Raw genomic sequence first — 23,605 nt, forward strand, 5'->3', positions numbered from 1 at the left:
GCGGGGGGAGCGCGGGCAGGGCTCGGCGGCCGCTCCCGAATCCGTACGGGAGCGGCCTGCGGTGCGGAGGTCAGCGCCGGCCATGCCCGCCCGGGCCGCCGAGTCCATCGGTCTCCAGGCGGCTGTTGCCGTGCTCGATCTCGTCGATGTTGCGGTCGCGGGTGTCCTTCATCATCCGGACGTTGCCGATCGTGGCGTCGGTGATGCCCACCAGCGCGTCCCGGATGGAGAGCATGGTGTCCTTGGTGGTCTGCCGCTCCTTCTGCTCCTGCGGCTTGGCCTTCTCCGAGAACTCGCTGTTGGTGCCGGGCCAGCTGACCGTGGGCGCCAGCTCGTCGAGGAACTCCTCGGTCATGGACCGGGTGAGCGTGCCGATCTCCTCCAACTGCCGTGCCAGGGCCTCGATGCGCTCCGGGTCGACGTAGTACCGCTGTCCCATCGTCAGTCCTCTCCCTCGTCGCCGAGCGCGTCCCGCCAGGCGGGGGTGGCCGGGCCGCGCGCGGTGTCGTCGTCCTCGCGCAGGACCTCGGGGCCGAAGATGCGCTCCCAGTCCAGCTCGAAGCCCTTCAGCTCCGGCAGGTCGCTGCTGGGTTCGGTGAAGGGGGCCATCGCCTTCATCACATGGCGGTTCATCTTCAGCCGGGCCGCACTCGCCGCCTCCAGCACGCTGGCGGCCAGCTCCTGCGGGGACATGTCTCGGTACTTGTTCTCCAGGAACTCGATCCCGGTCAGCTCACCCTGCGGGCCCGCGGTGGCGCGGACCGCACGGTCGGAGGAGAGCGCCGCGAAGGACGCCGACCGCAGCTCGCGCTCGGTGCGCGCCACCGCCTCCTGGGCCGCCTGCAGTTCGGCCATGGCCTTCTCCAGGCGCTTCTCCAGCGGTTCCGTCACGCCCGCTCCCCTCCTTCTGCCTCGGTCTTCACGTACGTACGGATGTCGGTACGGGCGTGGCGCCCGGCCCGCTCATCCTGCCTGGTGGCGGGCGCCTGAGCGAACGTCACCTGCCGATGACGGCCGGGGTGCCGCCCTCCTCGGTGCCCCAGACGTCCGCGTCCTCCTCCAGGTAGTCGGCGGAGGTCACGGGCCTGCGCCCCTGCTCCTGCTCCTCCGCCGGGGAGTCGCCGCCGGTGGTCGCCACCCGGGAGGCCGGGGTGAGGAAGGTGTCGCTGTCCTCCTGGCGGTTCCACGGGCTGCGCCTGCGGCGGTTGCGGCGCTCGCTCTCCTCGGCAGCGTCGACCAGGACGGCGCGCACGCGCTCGCCGTTGCCCTTCTCGCCGCCACCGCCCATGCCGCCCATTCCGCCGCCCATCGGCATGCCGGGGGAGCCGGGCGTGCCCGGGGCGCCGGGTGCGCCGCCTGCCGCGCCGGGGGCGAGCGGGCTGCCCGCACCGGCGGCGACGCCGTCCGAGAGGGGGGCGACCCCGCCCCCGCCGGCGCCGCCCGGGGAGAAGGCGGCCGAACCGGCCAGGCCGCCGGGACCGGACTGGCCGCCGCCGACGCCCAGCTCGGAGAACGCCAGGTCCCGGGAGGTGGTGCCGTCACCGCCACCGCCACCGCTGCTGCCGCTGCCGAGGTCCTTGAGGGCGTCCAGATCAAGGTCCCGATTCCCGTTGAGGCCGTCCAGGTCCCGATTCCCGTTGAGGTCACCGAGATTGCCGAGATCACGGTTCTGGCCGAGATCCCGCAGGTCGTCGAGGAAGTCCGGCCTGCCGTCGCTTCCCCGCGAGTTGAGCTCGTCGAGGGTGACCGTCTCGGTCCTGCCCTGGGGATCGGTGACGGTGGCGATGCCGGTGTCCGGGTCGATGGAGTGGCTGGAGCCGTCCGGGAAGGAGTTGACGAACCGGCCGTCGTCCAGCGAGGAGACGGAGCCGTCCGGGTTGGTCACGTCGGCCCCGTGGGTGAGGTCGGTGGTGACCTTGGAACCGTCCGGAGCGATGCTGGTGAGCTGCCCCGTGTCCGGGTCGAAGACGCTCTTGCCACCGTCCGGGAACGTGGTGGCGAAGTCGCCGTTCTCCAGCCCGGTGAGACTGCCGGTCGAGGACTTCAGACCCGCGTCGTCGGTGTTGAGGTTCCCGAGGTCGCCCAGGTCGTTGATGGTCTCCCGGTCGCCGAGGTCGCCGGGTGACTCGGTCGGCAGGTCGGCGTTGATGTTGCCCAGGTCGCCGAGGTCGCCCAAGTCCCCGCTCCCGTTGCGGCCGTTCAGGTCCCCGAGGCTGCCGAGGTTCTCCGTGGTGACGGTGCCGTCGGGGGCGGTGGAGGTGGCCTGGCCGGTCTTCGGGTCGACGACCTGCGTCGTGCCGTCGGGGAACGTCGTCGTCAGCTTTCCGTCGTCGCCGAGAGAGGTGACCGAGCCGTCCGGGTTGGTCACCCTGAGGCCGTCGCTCAGGTCCTGCGTGGTGACGCTGCCGTCCGGGTGGGTGGTGGTGAGGAGCCCGCTGTCCGGGTCGAAGGAGGTGGTGCTGCCGTCCGGGAAGCCGGTGGTGAGCTGGTTGCCGTCGAGCTGGGTGGTGCCGCCGGTCGGGGTGTCGAGGGAGCCGCCCGCGCCGCTGTTGAGGTCGCCGAGGTTGCCCAGGTTCTGGTTGATCGCCTCGTTGGCCGCGTCCGTGGGGTTCTTCGTCCCGCCCGGGCCGCCGTTGAGCTGGCCGAGGTTGCCCAGGTTCTGGCCGACCGGGAGCGGGCCGCCCGCGGGCCCCTGCTGGTTCTCGCCGCCGGGGTTGTTCACATCGCCCAGGTTGCCGAGGTTCTCCGAGATCGCGTTGTTCACGTCGTCGAGGCTCGGGCTGTTCCCGCCGCCGGAGCCGGGGCCGTTCAGGTCTCCGAGGTCACCGAGGCTCTCGGTCACCGGGATGTCCTGTTTGAGGTTCAGCAGGTCGTCCAGGTTGCCGAGGTCCTCCCCGCCACCCGGACCGTTGATGTTGCCGAGGCTCTCCTCCATCTGCTTGGCCTGCTCCTCGGCCTCCCGCTTGGCCTCCTCCTGCTCCCGCCGCTGCTCCTCGCGCAACTCGTCCTGGTACTTCTTGTCCTCGTCGCGCTGCTTGTTCTGCTCGTCGCGCAGCTCGTCCTGAAGGTTCTTGTCCTCCTCGCGCTGGAGCCGCTGCTCCTCACGCAGCTCGTCCTGAAGATTCTTGTCCTCCTCGCGCTGGAGCCGCTGCTCCTCACGCAGCTCGTCCTGAAGATTCTTGTCCTCCTCGCGCTGGAGCCGCTGCTCCTCACGCAGCTCCTCCTGGAGCCTCTTGTCCTCCTCGCGCTGGAGGCGCTGCTCCTCACGGAGTTCGTCCTGGTAGCGGCGGTTCTCCTCGTTCTCCTCGTTGATCTTCTCCTTCTCCTCCTCCAGCTTATTCTTCTCGTACTCCTCGCCGGCCGTGCTGGTCGACTTGGGCTCGGGTACGTTCTCGGAGAAGTCCTTGGAGAGCGTGAGGAACTGGTTGTTGAGCCGTGACTGCACCTCGCGGGCGGGCTCCACGAGCATGTCGTCCACTGCCCGGCTCCAGATGTCCACCGCCTTGTCTCCGACCTTCGCCCAGTTGGCGATGTCGGAGAGGTCTCCGTAGTCCGGGTGCACCTGGGAGAATCCGGCCTGCGGGCTGTGGCTGACGGTCGTGGAGTAGCGGGTGGTGTACGACTTGATGTCCGTCTTGGCCACGTTCTCCGCGTCCACCCACTTGGCGAGGTCGTCGAGGACGTAACGCAGCACCCGGTGCGGGTCGTAGTAGTCGGACTGGGCCCAGGTCAGCCAGTTGTTCAGCAGGTCCCGGGCGGCCTGCTCCAGATGGGAGCGGCCGAGCGAGAGCGCCCGGGAGTACACGGTGTTGCCGGTGCCGGTGTCGTCGCCGGTGCCCGCGGTGCTGTTGAAGGTCTCCACGTAACTGTCGTAGTTCTCGCGGATCTTCTTGATGAGGCTGCGGAAGACATCCGCCGCCTCGCCCTTCCAGCTCGCGTCGTCCCGGCCGAAGCGGTCCTCCCAGTCCTTCAGCAGCGGTGCGTGGTCCTTGAAGAACTTGGCCGCGTAGTCGAAGGAGTGGCCCGCGTTGTCGAAGGAGTCCAGGTCGACGACGTCGGACTCCTTGGCGACCAGGCCGCTGAAGCGGCCGTCGCCGCTGTTCCCCTTCAGCAGTGCCAGGAGCGCCGCCCGTGGCCCGTTCATGTACCGGGCCAGCGGGATGGTACTGAACTTGTCCTTGTTGTAGTCCGTGAACTCGTTGCCCTCGCGGACGGACACGTTCTCGACGTCGGTGGAGTCGGTGCCGGCGAAGATGATCTCGTCGCCGGACTTCACGCGTCCCTCGAAGACGATGCGGGCCTGCATGATGGAGCGCTTCTTGCCGCTGTCGAAGAACCAGATGTCGTAGTCCTGGCCCTTGTCCCGCAGGAAGCCGGAGTCCTTGACGAGGAGGCTGAGGCTGCGCTCCTTGATGTCCATCCGGAAGAGCTTGCCGCCGTGGTCGGAGCGGAGCGTGTCGAAGATCTCGCTGCGCTTGGGCACGGGATAGCCGGTGATGTGCGTGACGAGGTCGGCCCAGTTGTCGGCGGATGCCGCGTCCCTGTTCTCGTACTTGTCGACGTTCTCCACGGATGATTCGTCGTACCGGTCGGCCACCGCGCGCCCCTTCTCGTCTCTCGCCGTCCACCCCGGTCCGCGGGGGCGGCTACTTCTCTTCCGTGCCCGAGGATCCGCTGGTGAGCGTGTCGACCTCTTCGAAGGTCTGGAGCAGCGTCTGGGCGTCGATCGCGTCCAGGTTCTTGTTCTTGGTCTTGTTGGCCTCTTCGATGGTGTCGGTGAGGGCTTCCTTGAGCTCCTTGAAGAGCTCCATCTGGTCACCGAGCAGCTTGTCGACGGACGTGGCGACGGCTTTCACGCTCTCGACCAGCGTCGGACCGGAGATCAGCTTGTCCGTGTTCATCAGTCCGAGGCGCAGGAGCTGCCGGTCCTGGTCGAGGTTGTCGGCCGTGGTGTAGCCGCCGATCAGCTCACCGAGGGGGCGGATGCGGCTGTCGCCCTCGCCCTCGCCCTCCTCCTTGTGCTTCTTGGCCTTGGTGTAGACCGGGTGCACCTCGTTGTCGCGGAAGTTCTCCATCTGCTTGAGGTCGAAATGCTTGACGTCGGCCTGCTCACCGGCCATGGGACGTCCTCCTGCGATCGGGTCCGGACAGGGTCACTGGAACGGGGCTGCGGGAAGCCGGGGTCCGCCTCCGCCGCGTACGGCAGGGAGGCGGACCCCGGCCGGAAGGCTAACGGGCCCGCACGCCACCCCAGTTGTCGGCGCTCCTGCGCTCGTCGCGGGAGTGGTTGTCGTGGATGCTCTGGACCAGCTCGCCGCTGTCGCCGAGGAGCAGGGCCATGTTCTTGGTCGCCTGGTCCCACTCGGCCTGGACGCCGCGGTACATCTGCTGGTCGTCACCCTCCCATGAGGTCACGAGCGGCTTGAGCTCGTCCTCCAGGTTGTTGAGGGTGGTGATGATCTGCTGGGTCTGCTGCTTCAGCTCCTCGATCGCGTTGCGGACCGTGGAGTACTGCACATCGATGATGCCGTCGGCCATGACATCTCCTCTCGGGTGGGGGGCGGATCAGCGCAGTGCTTCGAAGACGCCTTGGCTGGTCTTGCTGTTGAGCACCTCGGTGAGGTCCTGGTTCTCCTTCGCCAGCCGGTCGGCCGACGTCACGTTCTCCTGGAGAGCGTCGACCATCTTGCTGATCTGGACGACGACCTTCTGCGCCTCGCCGTTCCAGCTGCGGAACAGCTTCAGCAGGGCCTGGCCCTCGTCACCGCCGACACCCGAACGAGCGGCGATCTCGGCGACGTTGTTCTGGATCTTCTCGACCGCGGCCCGGGCCGACTCCAGAGAGGAGACACCTCCCAAGCCCTTGGCATAGTCCGCCCGCCTCTGGCCACTGTCAGCCATGTCGCGCTCCCTTCGTTGAGTGACTCTCATCGCACCGTTGCCCGCTGAGGCTAAAGAGAACTCACCGGTCGGCGCAACGCATGTTGGGAAGATTTGAGCATAGGTCAGTTCGCCGGAATCCTTACATGCCAACGGAGTTGTCCGAAGGTTTCGGCTAAATGAACGTGCCCCGCCGCCGGTCGGCCGGGGCGGGGCGATACGGACGGGAAACGGGCAGCGGGTGAATCCGAACGGTCATCGGGACAGCCCATTCCCTGAGCTTTATCTGAGGTTTCCCTCCATGCCCGGGCCGGGCCGAATGGACCCCGTCGGACCCGAGTTATGTTCGAAGCTTTACTTCCCCGCCTCCCATTTCCCTTTCTTCGGCACCGTATGGGGCGTTTGCCTGGATCATGGCCGGGAGTCGACGGCGTCGGCCGTGGTGGCCGTACCGGTGGCGTCGGGAGCACCGCACTTCGGGGCGGTGACCCTGGGCTCCGCGGCGCCGGAGGCCGCGGCCGGATCCAGGTCAGCGCCGGTCGGCAGGGCCGCGAGCAGCGGTGCGGGCACCGAGCCGATGTCCCCCTCCCCGTATCCGAGCGCCCCCAGGGATTCCTTGGCCGGGACCCGGTACTTCACCCCGTTCTCCGCGACCAGATAGGTGGTCCCGGCGTGCGCCGCGCCGCTCGCGTGCAGGGCACGGACCAGGGCGCCGCGCCCCGGCCTTACCACCGTGGCGTCCGTCCGGGCACAGGCCGCGACCAGCGGCCGGTCGGTTCCCTGCGACACCGCGACGGGAGCCAGGCCGGTCAGCGGGACCAGCACCGACCTGATCCGGGCGCCGCCGTTGCCGCCGTCGACCTGGGCGCAGAGAGCGGTGCCGCGCGGTGCGGACTCCGGGATCGGGGGCGTACGGGGCAGCTCCCCCGCCGCGGATCCGGCGGCGGCCGTCTCCTTCGCCCGGTGCGTACGCAGCGCGTCGGCGCCGACCTCGCGGGCCTCGGGCGAGCGTCCCCGGTAGGCGTCCTTCTGGGTGGCCGGGTCGCCCAGCACCAGGGCGGCCTCCAGCCGGGACAGCGGCACCAGGCCGTCCTTGCGGAGCAGGTGGTACGTGGTGCCGCCGCCGGGCACGCTGACCTGGAACAGCTCGCCGATCCTGCTCGGTTCGCCGCCCAGCACCGGGCCCTTCTCCCCGCGCCCCGGGACCTCGGGCGGCTTCAGGGCGGGGCCGGGGGCCAGGGCGTCGAGGAAGGCCGCCGAGACGGGCATCGCCCGCTCGGAGCCGTAACCGAGGGCGTTACGGGCGTCGGACTCGGGGTCCAGCGCGAGCCGGCTGCCCCGCCACACCAGGTACTCGGTGCGGTCCGGGCCGCGTACGAGCACGCCCCGGTCGGCGCCGACGCCCTGGGATTCCAGCGGCGAACCGGCGACCACGGTGGTGGCCCCCGGGCTGTCCACGCCCGCGTCCGCGACGGCCCCGGAGGTGCTGGGCAGCGCCCCGTCCGGGCCGGTGACGCACATGTGCCAGGCCCCGGAGTCCAGCTGAGCGGGGCCGGGAAGGGTGTCGGGGGCGCCGGGGATGCCGGCCGGGGACCCGACGGGGACGTCCCGCAGCGAGGCGGTGGAGACGTCCACGGCCTTGAGCTGCGCGCCTCCGATCAGCCGGGCCGAGGCGTAGTTGCGCACCGGGTGGAGTACGCCGTCGGTGCCGGTCCACAGATAGCGGGCACCGGTCTCGCGGTTGACCACCAGGTTCTCGCCCTTGCGCCAGGTCTCGTTGCCGCCGGGGCGCAGCAGCCCGTAGACGGTGGCACCCGCGCCGATCAGGACGGTCACCAGCAGGCCGAAGACCACGCCCCGGGTGGTCCGGCCCAGCGGGCTCTCCGGGGCGTCCGGGTCGGCCGTCAGCAGGCCCGAGCTGAGCCTGCCCATCATGAAACCGTGGGCCTGCACCTGGTCGCGCTTGGACTGCACAGCCTCTCCTCAACTCTTCTTCGATGGAACGGCGTACGGGGGTGTTCAGGCCTGGTGGACCGTACGGGGGGGGAGCTCAGCCGAACAGGCCGCGCAGCCAGCCGAAGAGGCCCGCCACCCAGAGGGTGAGCGGCAGCAGTGCGACGGCGAGGCCGGTGTGCGCCAGCTCCGCCGCCCGGCCCCAGTACGGCAGCACCCGGCGGCCGGGCACGATCCAGGACGCGGTCACCAGGGCGGCCGCGACGGCGAGCAGCACCGCGAAGACGACCACGCGGCCGTCGGCGTCGCTGTCCACCGCCCAGGCCCGGGCGAGCAGCAGCAGCCCCCAGATCCCGGGCACCGCCAGGGTGAGGCGCTGGCCGATGTGGACCAGGCCCCTGGAGTGCAGGAGCAGCAGCAGGGCCAGCGAGAGCGCGGTGAGCGTCTCGGGGAGGTCCGGGGTGTGGGCGAGGACGGCCAGGGCGGCGGCGGCGATGGTGCCGGTGGCGGCGAAGAGCGCGGTGACCCAGCGCCCGGCGAGTTCGGTGCGCTCGGCGACCTCGTCGCCCGCGTACGGGTCGATGCCCTCCTGGAGCTGTCCGGCGGAGGACGGCAGGGAGGGCATACGCATTCCGGCCAGTTTGAAGGCGAACGGTGCCACCGCCCCGGCGGCCAGCGCGACGACCGTCGCGACCAGCGCCACGGCGGCCGGCACGTCCAGGCCGGTGTAGCCCATCAGGGCCCCGGAGACGGCGGTGGCCACGGCGACCACGGCGGTGGCCAGCAGCGCGGGGGCGCCGACCGCCGTCGCGGCGAGGGCGAGGACCGCGCCGCCCGCCGCCGCGGCGCCCGCGGCGAGCAGCCGCGCGCCCGCGACCTCCGCAGCGTCGGGGCCGGTCAGGTCGCCACCGGGCAGCACCCAGCCGACCAGGGCGAAGCACGGGGCGACCAGCAGGCCGAGCGCGGTCGCGGAGAGCCGGTCGCCGACCGCGCGGCTGGCGGAGCCCGCACCGGCGAGCAGCAGCACTCCGGCGACGGCCGCGCAGGCGGCCCGGATGGCGGTGGAATCGGCCACTCCGGGCCAGAACACCAGCACCAGGGCGGCCACCACGGTCGCCACGGCGGTCCCCACCAGCAGGCCCCGGGCCGCCGCGGCGCTCCAGGTGTGCAGCCGGCGGCCCACCGTCTCGGCGATCCCGTCGACCAGGTCGTCCAGTCGGGCCTCGGGCAGCGCCTCGGTGTGCGGGCGCAGATGGAGCACGGCCCCGTCGGAGAGACCCGCCCGGGCCAGGGTGGTCTCCTCGTCGAGCGGGGCGTCGCCGAGCCGCTGGAGCACCCAGCCGGCGTGGTCGAGCCCGGCCTCCTCGGCCTCCTCACCAACGTACCGCAGGAGGGTGGGCAGGAGATCGGCGACCGGTACGTCGGCGGGCACGGCCAGATCGATGGTGACGCTCGGCGCACGTACGGTCAGGCGGCACGATTCGGCCACCGCACTGTCGGTCATCAGCAGAACTCTCGTCTTCCGTGCAGGCTTTGACAGGAGACTTCCCCGGGAGAGGGAATGTGCGAACAGTACGGATAAGTCCGCGCGACCGTGAACCCGGGGGCCGGGCAGGGAAATTGTGCCCGCACACCCGGCGACCACCACTCCCGCGTGGACAGGTCGCGTTCCGTGAATGCAGACTACTGCCTGCGGCCACCGGTCGTGCTGCGGACCGGACCTCGAATCCGGTAGGCGCTTGTCCATCACCGAAGTTGGCCGTCCCCCGCTATCCGCTCGAAACATTCACCCGGCGTTCATCGGTGCACGTGCGGCCCGGAGAATCCGCCTGGTGCGGTCTTTCCCCCTGACGGGTACCAGCCGGTATTCGGAACGGGCCGGGAAGTCAGTGAACCGGAGGTTCTGTTCCTTGAGTGTCGTGCTGTTCCGCCGCCCGGCCCGCAGGCGCGGGCCGGAGATGCCCGAGGGGCAATTGACCCTCCAGGAGCCTCCGGTCCTCGCCGAGACGGTGCCCGACACCTCGGCGGTGTGGACCTACCTGCCGATGGCCCTGATGTCGGTGTCGATGATGCTGATGTTCCTGCGCCCCGGCGGCGGGAACGGCGTCTTCATGTATCTGGCGATGGGCGTCATGGCGCTCTCCGCCGGTGCCATGCTGCTCGGGCAGCTGATGCGCCGCTCCAGCGAGCGCAAGCAGCGGCTCAAGGGCGAACGCCGCGACTATCTGCGCTATCTGGCTCAGACCCGCAAGCGGGTGCGGACCACCATCGCAGAGCAGCAGCGGGCGCTGGCCTGGCGCCACCCGGAGCCCGCTTCGCTCCGCTCGCTGGCCCGTACCTCCCGGCTGTGGGAGCGCCGCCCGGCCGACGAGGACTTCGGTGAGGTCCGTCTCGCGGTCGGCGAACAGCAGCTCGCCCTCACCCTGAACCCGGTCTCCACCCGCCCGGTCGAGGACCTCGAACCCCTCTGCGCGCACGCCCTGCGCCGCTTCATCCGCGCGTACTCCACCATCCCGGAACAGCCCCTGGGCCTCTACCTGCGCTCCTCGGCCCGGATCCTGCTGCGCCCGGAGGAGGCGCCCGGTGAGGAGAGCGCGGCGACCGGTGAGGACGGCGGCGACGCCGTACGCGCCCTGGTGCGGGCCATGCTCGGGCAGCTCGCGGTGTTCCACGCGCCGGAGGAGCTGTGGATCGCGCTCTGCGTCAGCGACGAGCGGCGGTCCGACTGGGAGTGGGTCAAGTGGCTGCCGCATGTGCTGGATCCGCACGAGGAGGACGGGGCGGGGCAGGCCCGCCGGATCACCGCCGACCTCACCGAGCTGGACGATCTGCTCGGCGCCGAGTTCGCCGAGCGCCCCGGCTTCGACCCGGACGCCCGCCCCGGCCGTGACGAGCCGTACACGGTCGTCGTGCTGGACGGCGTCACCGTCCCGGAGGGCCACCGCTGGGAGGGGCACGGCTACCGCAACGCCCTGATCCTCGACGTGTCCGGGGCGCTGCGGTGGCGGCCCGGCCGCAACACGCTGCGGCTGACCGTCGGGGCCGACCAGGTGAGCCTGGTGCGCACCGACCGCAGCCGCAAGGAGCGCTCCGTGCCGCTCGGCCGCCCCGACCGGCTCGGCCCGCTCGGGGCCGAGTCGCTGGCCCGGCTGCTCACCCCGCGCCGGATGAGCCTGGGCACCGACATCGCGCAGCCGCTGGACACCGACGTCGAGCTGACCACCCTGCTCGGCATCCCCGACCTGCACCGGCACGACCCGCAGACCCTCTTCGACCGGCACTCCGGCTCCGGCCGGCTGCGGGTGCCGATCGCGGTCGGGGTGGACGGCCGCGCGGTCGAGCTGGACATCAAGGAGTCCGCGCAGGGCGGTATGGGCCCGCACGGCATGCTCATCGGCGCCACCGGCTCCGGCAAGAGCGAGCTCCTGCGCACCCTCGTCCTGGGCCTCGCCCTCACCAACTCCTCCGAGACCCTCAACTTCGTCCTGGTCGACTTCAAGGGCGGCGCCACCTTCCTCGGCCTGGAGGAACTCCCCCACACCTCCGCGGTGATCACCAACCTGGCCGACGAAGTCGCCCTGGTGGAGCGCATGCAGGACGCCCTGCACGGCGAACTCATCCGCCGCCAGGAGCTTCTCCGGTCGGCGGGCAACTACACCTCGGCCCTGGAGTACGAGCGGGCCCGCGCCGCCGGGGCGGACCTCACACCGCTGCCCAGCCTGTTCGTGGTGGTCGACGAGTTCAGCGAGCTGCTCTCCACCCACCGGGAGTTCATGGAGCTGTTCGTGATGATCGGCCGCCTCGGCCGGTCGCTGGGCGTGCACCTGCTGCTCGCCTCGCAGCGCCTGGACGAGGGGCGCATGCACCAGCTGGAGAGCCACCTCTCGTACCGCATAGGGCTGCGTACCTTCTCCGCGATGGAGAGCCGCGGTGTGCTCGGTGTGCCCGACGCCTACGAGCTGCCCGCCGCGCCCGGCAGCGGCTATCTGAAGTCCGGTGTGGAGGCCCTGACCCGGTTCCGCGCCGCGTACTCCTCGGGGACGTACCGACGCCGTACGGGGGCCGTCGTGCAGGCCCGGGTGGCCAGCCAGGTGGTGCCGTGGACCAGCGGGTGGGTGGTGCCCCGCACCCTGGAGACCCCGCCCGAGCCGGAGCCGGAGACGGAGGAGGCCGAGGACGAGGAGGCGCTGCTCGACGTGGCGCTGGAGCGGCTGCAGGGCTCCGGGCCCGCCGCGCACCAGGTGTGGCTGCCGCCGCTGGACGAGCCGTCGCCGCTGGACGCCCTGCTGCCCGGCATCGCCCCCGATCCGGAGCGCGGTCTCATCGCCACGGGCTGGCCCGGCGCCGGACGGCTGCGGGTCCCGGTCGGTCTGGTGGACAAGCCCTTCGACCAGCGCCGCGACCCGTTGATCGTGGACCTGTCCGGGGCGGGCGGCCATGTGGCCGTCGCGGGCGGTTCGCAGAGCGGCAAGTCGACGCTCGCCCGTACGCTCATCGCCGCCCTCGCCCTCACCCACACCCCGGCCGAGGTCCAGTTCTACTGCCTGGACTTCGGCGGCGGCGGCCTCTCCCAGCTCGCCGCGCTGCCGCACGTCGGCGGGGTCGCGGCGCGGCTCAACCCGGAGCGGGTGCACCGGGCGGTCGCCGAGGTGATGACGCTGCTCGCCCGCCGCGAACAGTTCTTCGTGGACCACACGCTCGACTCCATGCAGTCCTACCGCCGCCGCCGGGCAGCCGGGGAGTTCCCCGACGAGCCGTTCGGTGATGTGTTCCTGGTGGTCGACGGCTGGTCCACGGTCCGCCAGGACTACGACGACCTGATCCCGAAGTTCAACGAACTCGCCGCCCGGGGCCTCAACTACGGCATCCACCTGATCATCACGACCACCCGCTGGGTGGAGCTGTCCGCGCAGGTCCGCGACCAGGCCGCGACCCGGCTGGAGCTGCGGATGGGTGACCCGATGGACTCCGAGATCGACACCCGCAAGGCCCGTTCGGTGCCGCGCACCGGCGGCCGGGGCATCACCGCCGACAGCAAGATGCACTTCCTCGCCGGCCTGCCCCGCCTGGACGGCAGCGGCTCCCTGGAGGACCTCGGCGAGGGCGTCACCCACCTGGTCGCGGAGATCGCCCGGCACTGGTCGGGCCCGTCCGCACCGCAGGTCCGGATGCTCCCGCACCGCCTCCCGGTCTCCGAACTCCCGGCGCCCGAAGCCACCGAGGGCGGCGGTATGCGCCTGGCGCTCGGTCTCGACCAGGACGCGCTGGAGCCGGTCTGGCACGACTTCAGCCGGACCCCGCACCTGATCGCGGTCGGTGACACCGAGAGCGGCAAGACCAATCTGCTGCGCCTGATCACCAAGGGGATCACCGCCCGTTACGCCCCCGAGGAGGCGAAGATCATCGCGGTGGACTACCGCCGCACCCTGGTCGACGCCATCCCCGAGGAGTACCGCATCGGCCATGTGATCTCGCTGGACAACCTCAACGAGACCATCGAGGGCGCGGCCCGCGCGATGAAGACCCGTATCCCCGGGGCCGACATCGCCCCGGCCCGGATGCGCACCTGCGACTGGTGGACCGGCCCGCGTCTGTTCATCCTGGTCGACGACTACGACATGGTCTCCGGGAACTCCTTCCAGAGCCCCTTCGAGCCGCTCTTCGAGAATCTGACCCTCGGCTTCGAGATGGGCCTGCACCTGGTCGTCGCCCGCAGCGCGATGGGCGCGGGCCGAGGCCTGAGCGACGGTCTGATCCGCCGCCTGGACGAGGCCAACAACCCCGCGGTCCTGCTCTCCTGCCCGCCCACGGAGGGCCGTCTCTTCGGCAACGCGAAGCCGCTCAACCTGCCGCCGGGCCGGGCCCTGCACATCCAGCGCCGCAAGCCGCGGCTGGTGCAGACGGCGCTGGTGGAGTAGGCCGGAAAGTCACGCCGATGAGGCGCCCTCCCGACGGGAGGGCGCCTCTCGCGTTCAGCCCTCGGTCGTGCCGGCCCCGGCCGGACGCCAGCCCCGGGCACGCGCCCGTGAGAGGGCGAAACCGGCCCAGAGGACGGCGAGGACACCGGCCGAACCGAGCAGGACGAAGAGGGTGGCCCGCCCGGTGGCGCGGTCGGTGCCGGAGCTGTCGCGTACGGCCACGGGATCGGCGGCGCGCTCCCCACCGGCGGCGGGCGCGGCCGAGTCGCCGAGGACCGTGGTGACGGCGGCGTAGGCGTCCAGCTGAGGGATGTCGGCCGGGTACGCGGTGGCCGTCAGCCGACGGGTCACCGCGTCGGCCGGGTCGTCGGGGTGCGTGGCGCGGACCACCGCCGCGGCCCCGGCCGCGTACGCGGTGGCCACGACGACGCCGCCCCCGAGGTAGTGGCCGGTGCCGCGCGGCCCGCCGGAGACCACCCCGGCGCCGGGCGCGGCGAGGTCGACGGTGCCGGTGGGCAGTGCGCCGTCCGGGCGGGTGCCGGCGGGCAGCATGTCGGCGACCGCGAGGACACCGGGCTCACCGGCGGGCCAGTAGGTACGGGAGGGAATCTCGTCGCCCGAGCCCCGGGACGGCGGGTCCGGGGTGGCGGCCGCGACCACCACCGCGCCCGCCCGGCGGGCCTCGGCCACGGCACGGGTCAGGGCCTTGTCCCGGCGTGGCAGGGCCACCGCGACCGCGATCACGTCGGCCCGGGCGGCGGTCGCGGCCCGTACCGCCGCCGTGACGAGCGCGGGGTCCGGCTGCCCGCGCCGGTCGGTGCCGCGCAGGGCCAGGATCTTCGCGCCCGGGGCGACCCCGGCGAGGCGGGGGGCGGTGGTGCCGGTCCCGGCGATCAGCCCGGCCAGGAACGTACCCTGCCCGACGCAGTCGTCGGCGGCCTCGCCCCGGGCGGTGACCCGGCCGTCGAGCCCGGCGGCCTCGGGGTCGACCCCGGTGGAGACCAGCGCGACGGTCACGCCCGCCCCGGTGGTGTGCCGGTGCAGCCGGTCCAGGTCGAGGCGCTGGCGGGACCAGTCCTGCTTCTTCGCCTTCTCCTTGGAGGCGGGGGTGCAGACCACCGCTTCCGCCTGCGGATCGAGCGCGGAGGGCATGCCGGGCAGCTCCTGGCCCTTCTTCCCGTCGGCGGCGGGGAGCGCCGTCGGGGTACGGGAGGGGGGACCGGCCTGGGCTGGTGCGGCGGCGGGCAGCAGCAGGGCGGCGGCAAGCCCGGCACCGTACAGCAGACGTGTCGTCCCACGGGCGGGCGGCCTCACCGGGGGACCGCCTTCGGGGCCACGGCCGTGACGTCCGACGGGAGGAGGACCCGCAGGTCGTCCAGGGTGGGCGCGGCCAGTGAACTGAGCCTGCCCGCCTGGCGGGTGACCATCGACTCGACCACCTGGCGGGCCAGGCGGGCGTTGCCGAAGGAGCGGTCCCGGGGCAGCGCGTCGAAGTACTCCTTGAGCAGCGGGCCGGTGCCGGGCCCGCACTCGTACCCCATGTTCGCGGCCTGGGCGCGCACGATGGTGACCAGCTCCTCGGAGGAGTAGTCGGCGAAGGAGATCCGGCGCGGGAAGCGGGAGGAGAGGCCGGGGTTGGAGGCGAGGAAGCGTTCCATCTCGTCGGTGTAGCCGGCGACGATGACGACGACCTCGTCGCGGTGGTCCTCCATCAGCTTCAGCAGGGTGTCCACCGCCTCCTGGCCGAAGTCGGCGCCGCCGCCGCGCGGGGTGAGGGTGTAGGCCTCGTCGATGAACAGCACACCGCCACGGGCCTTCTCGAAGACCTCGCGGGTCAACTGGGCGGTGTGGCCGATGTAGCGGCCGACGAGGTCGGCGCGGGCCGCCTCGATCAGCTGGCCGCGCTGCAGGACGCCGAGCTGGGTGAGCACCTCTCCGTAGAGGCGGGCGACGGTGGTCTTGCCGGTGCCCGGCGGGCCGGTGAAGACCAGATGGTTGCTGAGCGAGGGGACGGGGAGTCCGGCGGCGGCCCGGTGGCGGGCGGTGGTGATGAGGTTGACCAGGTCGGCGACCTCGCGCTTCACCCCGGCCAGGCCGATCATGTCGCCGAGGCGGGTGAGCGGGTCGTCGGCCGGTGCGGCGGTCCCGGCGGCCGACGCGACGGCGGTGGCGGAGACGTCGTCGGGGAGCAGCAGCCGCAGATCGCGCTCGCTGACCTGGGGCTGCGCGGAGAGCCGGACCGCCTGCCGGTCCACCATCTCCTCGAACACCCCTCGTGCGGCGCGGCCGTTGCCGAATCCGGCGTCCCGGTCCATCGCCCCGAAGTGTGCGGCCAGCGCCTCGGCGGTCCCCTCACCCAGCTCGTACTGGTGCTGGGCGCACATGCTCTCCATGATCGCGACCAGGTCGGGCACGGAGTAGTTCTCGAACTCGACGGTCCGCGAGAAGCGGGACGCCAGGCCCGGGTTGGAGCTGAGGAAGGAGTCCATCTCGCGGGAGTATCCGGCCGCGACCACCACCACGTCGTCGCGGTGGTCCTCCATGAGCTTCAGCAGGGTGTCCACGGCCTCACGGCCGAAGTCGGCGCCGCCGTTGCCGCTGTCGGCGGTGAGCGTGTACGCCTCGTCGATGAACAGCACGCCGCCGAGGGCCCGTTGGAAGGTCTCGGAGGTCTTGATCGCGGTGCCGCCGACGACCTGGGCGACCAGGTCGGCGCGGGAGACCTCCACCAGGTGGCCGCTGCGCAGCGAGCCCAGCTCGGCCAGGATCGCCCCGAAGAGGCGGGCGACGGTGGTCTTGCCGGTGCCGGGCGGCCCGGCGAAGACCAGGTGTCTGCTCATCGGCGGTGCGGGCATGCCGAGCTGCTCGCGGCGCTGGGCGAGCTGGGTGAGGTTGACCAGGGTGCGGACCTGCTGTTTGACGTTCTCCAGGCCGATGAGCGCGTTGAGGGCGCCGAGGGGTCCGTCCGCACGGTCGGGGGCGGGTCCGTCGGCGGCGCCGGAGCCTGCCGGGTCGGTGTTCTCGGCGCTGCCGCTGCCCCAGGCGTCCCGCTTGCCGTTGCCGACGCTGTTCAGGCCCTCCACGGCGAGCCGTTCGCCGGGGGCGGTCTGCACCAGGCCGCCGCCCTCGTTCTCCCGGGCGGTGCAGTTGACGAGCGAGACGGGTGCGGTGGACTCCACCCGGAAGCCGTCCTGGGCACCGCCGTTGGCCTCGCAGCCGCTGAGCGAGGCGAGCGCGCCCTCGCGGAGCAGGAAGCCGTGGCCCTTGGGGGCGTGCACGGAAGTGCGGTTGGCGGTCAGCTCGCCGCCGGCCGCGACGACCACGCCCTCCTCGCCGGAGATCTCGACGCGGAAGTCGCGGACGGTGACGTTGCCGCCGTCCTCCACGATCAGTCCGCTGGTGGCGGTGTCGGAGACCCCGCCGCCGGCCAGGTAGAGGGTGGAGCCGGAGGCCACCCGTACACCGGCGCCCTTCGGCCGGACGATCTCGCAGTCCTCGACGCGGCCCCGGGCGTCCCGGGTGGCCACGATGCCGTCGCCGGCGGGTTCGACCAGCCGGGCCCGGCGCAGCAGCGGGTTGGCGCCGCCGAGCAGCGCGACGGCGGGCGAGGAGCCGATCACCTCCAGGCGGTCCAGCTCCGGCGCCGAGTCCTCCTCCAGGAGCAGCCCGGCCCCTTCGCAGTCGCGGACGGTCAGCCCGGTCAGCGCCGGGGAGGAAGCCCCGGCGACCCGGAGCGCGGCGCCCTGCGCGCCGTCGACCCAGCAGTCCTCGAAGGTGCCGCGGGCCCGGTCGGTGACGACCACGCCGTGGCCGCGCACGCGTGAGACGCGGCAGCGGCGCAGTACGGGGTCGGTGCCCCCGGCCAGGGCGATCCCGTTGCCGGAGGCGCCGGTGACGCGGACGTCCTCCAGCGTGGTGCGGCCCGCACTGCTCAGGTGGACGCCGGTGCTGGTGTCGTGCACCACGGTCCGGACGACCGAGACGGCGGAGTTCTCCTCCAGGGCGATGGAGGGCTTGTCGGTGGAGGAGATGTCGCAGTCCTCGACGGTGCCCCGGGTCTCGCCGTTGGCGAGGAGCCCGTTGCCGCGGGCGCCGCGTACCGTGCAGTCGCGGATGCGGGCCTCGCCCTGCTCGGCGAGGACGATGCCGCTGGTGCCGAGGTGTTCGAGCGTGCAGGACTCCACGGTGGTGGGCGTGGTGGAGGTCACCACGATGCCCGCGCCCTGCGGGTTGCTCACCCGGCAGTCCCGCAGCGCGAGGGAGCCCGTCCCGCCGGCCAGCATCGCGGTCCAGGCGGCGCCGACGATCTCGCAGCCGTCGAACGCGGCCTGCCCGCGCCGCACATCCACGGCGGGCAGCTCGGCGTCGCCGCCGCGCAGGGTGAGTTCGGAGAGCATCACGGCGTCGGCGCGCAGCGCGATGACGCTGCCCGAGCGCGGCCGGATCTCCACCGTGCCCCGGCCCTCGGCGGCGGTGAGGGTGACCCGGGTGTGGATCACCAGGTTCTCCGCGTACGTTCCGGGCCGGACGCTGATGAGCGCACCGGTGCGGGCAGCGGCGAGCGCCTCACCGATCGTCGAGAAGCGGTCCCCGGGACCGACCGACAGTACCTGGCGCGACACGCACCAACCTCCTTGCTACGGCGGCGTCTTCGACGAACGCCCCTTGTCTGCGCCGGGGGCGGGCAGCAGTCCGACGCTGCCATCATGCCCCGTCCCGGCGCGTACGGGATCCGGGGGCGGCGCCCGCGGTCCCCGGGAGCTCCGGTCAGACGCTCCACTTCTGGTTGTCGAGGCCCGTGCAGGTCCACAGGATCAGATAGGTCTCCGGGCCCCTGCCCCGGCTGTGGTTCGGGATGTCGACACACTTGCCGACGACGGTGTTGACCAGGTCGTGGGCACCGTTAAGGGCGAACTTCTGGGCGGCGGAGCCGTTGCACCAGGCGAGCTGGATGCGGGAGCCGTTGTTGAAGTTCGCGTTGGCGACGTCCAGGCACTTGTCCTTGGCCCGGATGGTGCCGTCGGAGGCGAAGCGCCACTTCTGGGCGTCGGCGCCGTTGCAGTCCCACATGAACAGCGGCTGGCCGTCGTTGAAGTTGTGGCCGGGCACGTCGAGGCAGCGGCCGGAGAGATGGCTGCGGAAGGAGACGGGCCCGCTGAGGGTCACGGCGGGCCCCGCCTTGGCGGGCTGGTTCTTCGCCCCGCCGCCGGCATTCTTGGGCTGGGCCGTCGGGCTGTCGGCCTTCTTCGGCGCTGCCTTGGGGGCGGCTTCCTTCTTCGGCGCGTCCTTGCCGCCACCGGACGGCCCGGCGGCCGGGGGAATGACCGGCACGGGGTTGCCGGCCGTCTCCGGCTCCCCGTCCTTGCTCTTCTCCCCCTTCTTCCCGTTCTCGTCCTCGGCGGACGCGCTGGTCTCGGGCGCGGTGACGGCGAACTCGCCCGGCGCCTCCTGCCCGCTCCCGTCGAGGACGGTCCCGGCGGCGGCCGCGTTCGTCCGCTTGGGCCCGTCGTCGTTGTTCCCGGCGAGGACGAGGAAGGGCACCGACACGAGCAGCGCTCCCACGACCGCCGCGCCCGCGAGTGCGGCCTTGCCCGGCCGCCCCACCGGACCGGCCTCCTGCTGCCGCCGGCCGATGGCGGTGGCGCTCATGGTCCGTACGAGGGCGGGGAGCCGGCTCTGGGCGGCGGCGGAGGCACTGGGGTCGGGGTCGGAGTCGGGGGATCCGGCCTGGGCCCCGGGGGTCGCGGCGGACCCGGGCTCGGCGGCTGCGGTGCCGGCGGTACTGGCCGCGGTCTCAGGGGACTTGGACGCTCCGGACTTCTCACCCTCCGGGGGCTTCGGAGTCTCCGGGGCCTCCGGGGCGGCGGCCGCTTCGGTCTTCGCCTCTGCGGGCTCGGAATCGGGCGCGGCTGCCGTATCAGGCACGGCGGAAGCACCGGAACCGCCGGAGGCGACGGGAGCGGCGCCGGCGGCGGAGTTCACGGCTGTGCCCTCACCCTCGGCACCGGACTCCGTACGAGCCTCAGGAGAAACGGGGGTCTGCTGGGACGACGACGAACGCGTCACGGGGTCCTCCCTGTGGTGTGGGGCCAGGGTTCGGTGGAATGGGGGCCGCCCGTCCCGGCCACGGGGACGGGGTCCAGGGGCCCGAGAAGGCTGTCGGCCGGGACGAGCAGGGGTGCCGCGGCACCGGGGTTGACCGACAACAGGGCGCCGGCGGCCGTCACCGACCTGGCCAGCTCCCGTGCGGACAGCGTGTCATGGTGAAGTGCCGCAGACATGAATTCATGTGCGGACGAGGTGAACAGGAGCACCACCGGCGCCCCGTCCCGCCCGGCGGCCACGAGCGGCCCACCGTCCGGCCCGCGCACGACGGTGACATCCGCCTCCGCGAGAGCGGCCAGCGCCTCGTCGACCGTGCCGTATCCGGTCGCGGCCCGCTGAGCCGCCGCGTCGACCGGATCAGTGGGCTCCGGCCACCCGAGAACGCGGGCCGAGGGCCGGTACGCCGGGTTGGAGCGGTACTCCCCCACGTCCCCGCTCGCGTCAGACTGCCACTCCCCCAGCACGGCCCACTCCGGCGGCGTCCGCTCCTCGGTCCACTCCGGATCGACGATCCCGATCCAGTGCCCCGGCGCCCGACGGGCTGCGTCCTTCACGGCATCCGGCACCAGGGAGGCATCGGGAAAGGCCAACGGAACGCCCTGCGGGCCCTCTTGCGGCTCTCCGGTCGGATTCTCCACCTGAACTCTTGGCTCCGTACGAATTCTTGAGCGCCGAGCGGTATACGCGTACCGCCGACAGTGATCAGATCGGGAAGCCAACAGGATGTCATACGAGCCTCGATGACGGCGTGCGGCAGGAGATCCGAATGGCCTGGCCACGTGCCCGTTTGCTGCCCGAACAGAGAACTTTCCGGGACCAGTGAGGCGCAGGTGGACAAAGCGGCGGGAGCGTAAGGGCCGAGACACCGCCCACCCTCCCCACGAGGGGCTACCTTGGGCGCGCCACCGAGGAGGAGTCACCGCATGCCCCCCGAGCCCCCCACCCCCGGCGCCAGCACCGCGGCAGCCACCGCCCGCGCGGAGAAGTCCACCCCTGCGCCCCCACCGCCCACCGCACCGGCGGAGGAGACCCCGGCCGCTCCGCCGAAGGCCGAGACGGCGCCCGCCCCCTCTGCCACGGAGGAGCCGGAGCCCGCCGCTTCTTCCGCGGAGGAGCCGGAAGCGAAGGCGCCCGCCACACCCGAGCCCGGCGCGTCGGCCGAGCCCTCGCCCACGGCCGAGCCCGCCACCCCGTCGGAGCCCTCGCCCACGGCCGAGACGGCCAAGGAACCCGAGGAGGCCCGTGCGGAGGGCGCCGCCCTGGCGGCGGCCGTCGGAACCGCGCCGGAGACCAAGACACTCACGGCGGTCGACAGGGGCCGCCCCCGCACCCCGGTCCTGGCGGGGGCCGTGTTCGTCGGCGCGGCCCTGGTCGCGATCCCCGTGCTCCTGATGGGCAGCGCGAACGACGAGGGACCCCGTAACACCGGGACGGCACCGGTCGCCGGGAGCGCCGACACGGTCCTCAACCCCGAGACGGCTCCGGCTGCTCTGGAGGACTACGTGGCGGTGAAACCCACACCGTCCGCGACCGAACAGAAGAAGATCACCCCACCGAAGGCCGCCCCCGCCCCGGCCGCCCCCGCCCCGCAGCCCAGCACGAGCGCCCCCACCGAGAAGCCGAAGCCGAAGGCCTCCCCGAAACCGAAGCCCAAGGCGGCGGCCCCGAAGCCGAACTGGGGCACCCAGACGGTCTCCGCGACCAGCTCCATCGGGGTCGGCCAGTCCTGGGCCACCAACCGCATCCGTATGACGATGCAGCAGGACGGCAACCTCGTCGTCTACAACGAGCAGAACAAGCCCATCTGGGCCGCCATGACCTTCGGCCAGAACCACCGGGCGATCTTCCAGCCCGACGGCAACCTGGTCATCCACAACGGCGACGACCGCGCGATCTGGGCGTCCAAGACCCACGATTTCGGCGGCGCCCAGATGCTCCTCCGCCCGGACGCCAAGGTGGTCATCGTGCACAACGGCAGGGTGGTCTGGTCGACCTGACGCGTCGGCCGACGGGGCGGCCCCGGGGTCTCGCATTGTCCTGCCCACATTGCAGATGTGATGATGTGAACCATGTCTGAGTGCGAAGGCCAGGCAGGCGGAGAGCCCCGGCCGAACATCCCGAAGTCGCGGCTTGCGGAGTATGCGGAAATGTCCGGGCCGGTAGGGCGACCCGATGAAGCGGGAGGACCGGCGGACAGCTCTCCCGCCGAGCCGGGACCTCCGCGATCGAGGACTCCGGCAGAACCGGGCATCGGCCCGGCCGCGCCCGTGTCGGCCGAGGATCCTCTCGTCACCGCGCGGCGGCTGGAGTTCACCGCCCTGCTGGGCAGGTTCCGGTCGACGGCCGTCCTGGTGCCACTGAGCCTTTTTCAACCTGCCCGTGGGGCTGTGGTGTTGGTCGGTGCGGGCTGTACGGAACGACGAAGCTCCTGGTAGACGGGTTCTCGACCAAGATCACCCGTGTCCGCCACGAGCTTCGCGTGCTTGCCTACCCGTCGTCGATCGATCTTTCCAGCAGTACCTTGCAGCACCTGGCCGAGCAGCTTGCAGTCCGGCGACGGGAGACCGGTACCCGGTGGCGACGCCTGCCCGCCGACCGCCAGGCCCTGCTCGCCCTGGCCCACCTGCGGTGCGGCGACACCTACGCCCAGCTTGCCGCCGGCTTCGGAATCGGCATCGCGACCGTCTGCCGGTACATACACGAGGCCATCGAAGTCCTGGCCGCTCGCGCACCAACCCTGGCCCAGGCGATGGAGACGGCCCGGACGAAAGCGTTCGTGATCCTGGACGGCACTCTGCTGCCGATCGACCGGATCGCCGCCGACACCCCCTACTACTCGGGAGAACACAAGCGGCACGGCATGAACGTCCAGGTCCTCACCGACCCATTCGGCCGACTGCTCCGGGCTTCCCCGGCTCTGCCCGGAGCCACTCACGACCTGACCGCGGCCCGAAGCCATGGCATCGTCGACGCGCTCGCGGCCGCGGGACTGAAGTGCTGGGCGGACAAGGCCTACCAAGGCGCCGGCCGGCACATTCGAGTCCCCTTCCGGGGCCGCCGGCTCAAGCGCTGGAAGCGACGGCACAACAGCAGTCACGCCAAGATCCGCTGCGTCGGCGAGCAGGCCATGGCCGTGCTGAAAGGTTGGCGCCTCCTGCGGAAGCTCAGCTGCAGCACCAACCGGATCACCGACATCGTGAAGGCAGTCCTCGTCCTCCACCACGCCTCAACATGAGGTCGGAAAAGGCTCAGTGCTGGCCGATCGCCTGAAGAGGAGCATCGAGGAGGGCGACGTCCCGGAGTCATCGTCCCCGCAGACGCACTGGGAGTGGCACGCGCGTTTCCCGGAGACCGCGCAACTACTGGGCGGCTGGTTCTCCCAGGACATCGTCGATGAGTTCCCCGGCCACGACGCCGCGGTCGCGGATTACGCCGACACCACAAACCCGCAGTTGGTCGCCCGCCTCGTGGGTCAACTGCACGAGTTGCTCGCCCTCCCCTTGGACGAGGGGGACTATGCCCTGGCTGCCGCCGAACTCGGCATGGAGGTGGGCCCGCCGGAACCGTTCTCCCACGGCGCCTGGTTCCAGTCGCTGGCGGCGACGCTGTCCGGCGTCTGATCCGGCTGGACGGTCGAGGGACGGGCGCTCCACAGCCGCAAGACGGCACGAACGTGGACAGCATCGCAGGGCCGAGCCTTCGCGAGACCCCACCTGAAGGTCCGACCGGCCGGTGACCGCAGTCCTCTG

At 72.0% G+C, this 23,605-nt stretch carries 15 protein-coding genes and 1 pseudogene; 4 read left to right on the forward strand and 12 right to left on the reverse strand.

Annotated features, from left to right (window positions below):
• Positions 1 to 70: 70 nt before the first annotated feature.
• The 8 genes from ACK8N7_RS07455 to eccD form a co-directional block, all read right to left on the reverse strand.
• Positions 71 to 439 carry a hypothetical protein gene (locus tag ACK8N7_RS07455; protein ID WP_015612004.1) on the reverse strand — a complete coding sequence of 123 codons (369 nt, stop codon included), beginning with the start codon at positions 437 to 439 and terminating at the stop codon, positions 71 to 73.
• 2 nt (positions 440 to 441) lie between these two features.
• Positions 442 to 891: a YbaB/EbfC family nucleoid-associated protein gene (locus ACK8N7_RS07460; protein WP_500441598.1), complete on the reverse strand. Its 450-nt coding sequence runs from the start codon at positions 889 to 891 to the stop codon at positions 442 to 444.
• A gap of 106 nt (positions 892 to 997) precedes the next feature.
• Positions 998 to 4,597 (reverse strand): AAWKG family protein, encoded by a 3,600-nt coding sequence (locus ACK8N7_RS07465; RefSeq protein WP_500441600.1) that lies wholly within the window; start codon positions 4,595 to 4,597, stop codon positions 998 to 1,000.
• A 49-nt stretch (positions 4,598 to 4,646) separates the two neighbouring features.
• Complete coding sequence (locus tag ACK8N7_RS07470; protein WP_403215627.1) at positions 4,647 to 5,120, reverse strand: type VII secretion system-associated protein; 474 nt, start codon at positions 5,118 to 5,120, stop codon at positions 4,647 to 4,649.
• A gap of 109 nt (positions 5,121 to 5,229) precedes the next feature.
• Positions 5,230 to 5,538 (reverse strand): WXG100 family type VII secretion target, encoded by a 309-nt coding sequence (locus ACK8N7_RS07475; protein ID WP_003970670.1) that lies wholly within the window; start codon positions 5,536 to 5,538, stop codon positions 5,230 to 5,232.
• A 27-nt stretch (positions 5,539 to 5,565) separates the two neighbouring features.
• A complete protein-coding gene (locus ACK8N7_RS07480; RefSeq protein WP_003970669.1) occupies positions 5,566 to 5,901 on the reverse strand; it encodes a hypothetical protein in 336 nt (111 codons plus the stop codon).
• 390 nt (positions 5,902 to 6,291) lie between these two features.
• The gene (eccB, locus tag ACK8N7_RS07485; protein ID WP_500441604.1) at positions 6,292 to 7,854 is read right to left on the reverse strand and encodes a type VII secretion protein EccB; all 1,563 of its coding nucleotides are present in this window, start codon (positions 7,852 to 7,854) and stop codon (positions 6,292 to 6,294) included.
• A gap of 76 nt (positions 7,855 to 7,930) precedes the next feature.
• Complete coding sequence (gene eccD / locus ACK8N7_RS07490) at positions 7,931 to 9,337, reverse strand: type VII secretion integral membrane protein EccD (RefSeq protein ID WP_403215631.1); 1,407 nt, start codon at positions 9,335 to 9,337, stop codon at positions 7,931 to 7,933.
• A gap of 406 nt (positions 9,338 to 9,743) precedes the next feature.
• Between eccD and eccCa the strand changes: the two genes are divergently transcribed.
• On the forward strand, positions 9,744 to 13,751 hold the full coding sequence (gene eccCa, locus ACK8N7_RS07495; RefSeq protein ID WP_403215633.1) for a type VII secretion protein EccCa: 4,008 nt from the start codon (positions 9,744 to 9,746) through the stop codon (positions 13,749 to 13,751).
• A gap of 54 nt (positions 13,752 to 13,805) precedes the next feature.
• On the opposite strand, the gene ACK8N7_RS07500 is transcribed toward eccCa, so the two are convergent.
• From ACK8N7_RS07500 to ACK8N7_RS07515, 4 genes are all read right to left on the reverse strand, one after another.
• Entirely contained in the window at positions 13,806 to 15,065 is a 1,260-nt protein-coding gene (locus tag ACK8N7_RS07500; protein ID WP_500441607.1) for a S8 family serine peptidase, read from the reverse strand.
• Complete coding sequence (locus tag ACK8N7_RS07505; protein ID WP_500441609.1) at positions 15,062 to 18,373, reverse strand: right-handed parallel beta-helix repeat-containing protein; 3,312 nt, start codon at positions 18,371 to 18,373, stop codon at positions 15,062 to 15,064. Before ACK8N7_RS07505 ends, ACK8N7_RS07500 begins: the two co-directional genes overlap by 4 nt.
• A 145-nt stretch (positions 18,374 to 18,518) precedes the next feature.
• A complete protein-coding gene (locus tag ACK8N7_RS07510) occupies positions 18,519 to 19,817 on the reverse strand; it encodes a ricin-type beta-trefoil lectin domain protein (RefSeq protein WP_500441611.1) in 1,299 nt (432 codons plus the stop codon).
• On the reverse strand, positions 19,814 to 20,494 hold the full coding sequence (locus tag ACK8N7_RS07515) for a type VII secretion system-associated protein (RefSeq protein ID WP_500441613.1): 681 nt from the start codon (positions 20,492 to 20,494) through the stop codon (positions 19,814 to 19,816). Before ACK8N7_RS07515 ends, ACK8N7_RS07510 begins: the two co-directional genes overlap by 4 nt.
• Before the next feature lie 285 nt (positions 20,495 to 20,779).
• Between ACK8N7_RS07515 and ACK8N7_RS07520 the strand changes: the two genes are divergently transcribed.
• The 3 genes and pseudogenes from ACK8N7_RS07520 to ACK8N7_RS07530 all read left to right on the forward strand — a co-directional run.
• The gene (locus ACK8N7_RS07520) at positions 20,780 to 21,853 is read left to right on the forward strand and encodes a mannose-binding protein (RefSeq protein WP_500441615.1); all 1,074 of its coding nucleotides are present in this window, start codon (positions 20,780 to 20,782) and stop codon (positions 21,851 to 21,853) included.
• A 482-nt stretch (positions 21,854 to 22,335) separates the two neighbouring features.
• Positions 22,336 to 23,091: a transposase family protein gene (locus ACK8N7_RS07525; protein WP_500441616.1), complete on the forward strand. Its 756-nt coding sequence runs from the start codon at positions 22,336 to 22,338 to the stop codon at positions 23,089 to 23,091.
• Positions 23,092 to 23,107: 16 nt separating this feature from the next.
• Positions 23,108 to 23,476, forward strand: a pseudogene (locus tag ACK8N7_RS07530) (contact-dependent growth inhibition system immunity protein); the annotation flags it as partial.
• Between the last annotated feature and the right edge of the window lie 129 nt (positions 23,477 to 23,605).

The sequence above is a fragment of the Streptomyces griseobrunneus genome (genome assembly GCF_046713465.1).
GTDB classification, from domain to species: Bacteria; Actinomycetota; Actinomycetes; order Streptomycetales; family Streptomycetaceae; genus Streptomyces; species Streptomyces microflavus.

Coding starts and splice junctions, on each gene's coding strand:
- ACK8N7_RS07475 (WP_003970670.1), bottom strand. CDS start 5,538: ATGGCCGACGGCATCATCGATGTGCAGTACTCCACGGTCCGCAACGCG.
- ACK8N7_RS07520 (WP_500441615.1), top strand. CDS start 20,780: ATGCCCCCCGAGCCCCCCACCCCCGGCGCCAGCACCGCGGCAGCCACC.
- eccD (WP_403215631.1), bottom strand. CDS start 9,337: ATGACCGACAGTGCGGTGGCCGAATCGTGCCGCCTGACCGTACGTGCG.
- ACK8N7_RS07455 (WP_015612004.1), bottom strand. CDS start 439: ATGGGACAGCGGTACTACGTCGACCCGGAGCGCATCGAGGCCCTGGCA.
- ACK8N7_RS07470 (WP_403215627.1), bottom strand. CDS start 5,120: ATGGCCGGTGAGCAGGCCGACGTCAAGCATTTCGACCTCAAGCAGATG.
- ACK8N7_RS07480 (WP_003970669.1), bottom strand. CDS start 5,901: ATGGCTGACAGTGGCCAGAGGCGGGCGGACTATGCCAAGGGCTTGGGA.